This window comes from Streptomyces sp. NPDC050448 (assembly GCF_040655295.1).
Taxonomy (GTDB): domain Bacteria; phylum Actinomycetota; class Actinomycetes; order Streptomycetales; family Streptomycetaceae; genus Streptomyces.
The window spans coordinates 1-1260 of the sequence record NZ_JBFAJR010000136.1 but is presented as its reverse complement, the minus strand read 5'-3'; the positions used below and the strand labels follow the sequence as shown (position 1 = coordinate 1260).

The following is a 1260-nucleotide window of genomic DNA, read 5'->3' as shown; positions in this document are numbered from 1 at the left end:
CGTGTTCTCCGGGAGTTCCCGGTGAGGGCGTACTTCAAATAAACCCTGTGCGGGGACATGCGTCACGCCACTCGAAGACGTGACTTGACACCGAGAACCAATCTTGGTAAAAGGCCGCCACCGCGGGAGTGCAGGCCGGCAGGCGCACAGGAACCGAAGCCGCTCAAGAAGAAGGCCGGGAAGCGGTGAGAACACGCCGCGCTGCGCCAGATCCTGCTCGCCGCATGATCCACACGATAACGTCAACCTCGCATAAGCCCCAGGGATCCCCGGCATCTGCACAGCACCGGGCACATCCAACCGGCAGCCTCAGCGCCCGCCTGCTTGGCCACAGGCGAATACCTCGCACAAGAATCCCGGAGAATTCCGATGAACGAGCGTTCCTGGACCCGTCGTATCGTGCTGGCCGCGGCTTCCGTGGCACTGACCGGCGTCGTGGCCCTGCCGGCGACCGCGATGGCCGCACCGGCATTTCCTCAGCACGGCTACGGCAGCATCAGCACCGCAGCAGGTGACAGCGTCCCGACCGTTTGCCGGGGGATCTGTCACGACAGCGCCAACACCGCCGTAGGCACCGGCACCTCCGGCGTGTGCGAGGGCATCTGTCACAACAGCACCAATACGGCCGCAGGCGACGGTGCTTCCGGCGCGTGCCGGGGCCTGTGTGACGGCAGCACCAATACGACGGTGGGGGCCGGTGCGTACAACGAGTGCGTGGGCCTGTGCGGCACCAGCACCAACACCGCCGTGGGTGAGGGCGCCTTCAACCTGTGCAGCGGTCTTTGCCACGACAGTGTCAACACCACCGTGAGCGGTGACGTCGTGAGCGGCGGCACGTTCGAAGCCATGAACTCGGTCGGTCAAGGCGCGCGGGCCATGGGTGAGAACGACGAGGGCCAGGGGGGCGACGCCAGCGCCGTCAGCGGCAGCGCCAGTGCCGCGAACACCACGGTCGGCGGTACCGCCACCGGCGGCAACGCCAACTCCGGTGTCGGCACCTGTATCGGGAGGTGCACGATCCTCACGGGTACCGCGACGGGCGGCGCCGCCAGCGCCGACGCCCTCAACAGCGGCAATGCAACCGCCGTGAGCGGTGACGCGACAGCCACGGGCGGCAATGGCTGAAAAGCCCCGGGAAGGGCGCGGTAAGCGCTGAGAGCACGGACAGACGCCGGGGAGGCTGTGGCCTCTCCGGCGTCTGTGGTGTGTGGGGGCGGTTGCCGGCCCTTGGTCAATGGGCGAGCTTCTGCTTCAGGTTCT

At 67.3% G+C, this 1260-nt stretch carries 1 protein-coding gene; it reads left to right on the top strand.

Annotated elements, in window-relative coordinates; all coding sequences use genetic code 11:
* The first annotated feature begins 369 nt into the window (after window positions 1-369).
* Entirely contained in the window at window positions 370-1125 is a 756-nt protein-coding gene (locus AB0I68_RS39090) for a hypothetical protein (RefSeq protein ID WP_363182213.1), read from the top strand.
* Window positions 1126-1260: the final 135 nt, after the last annotated feature.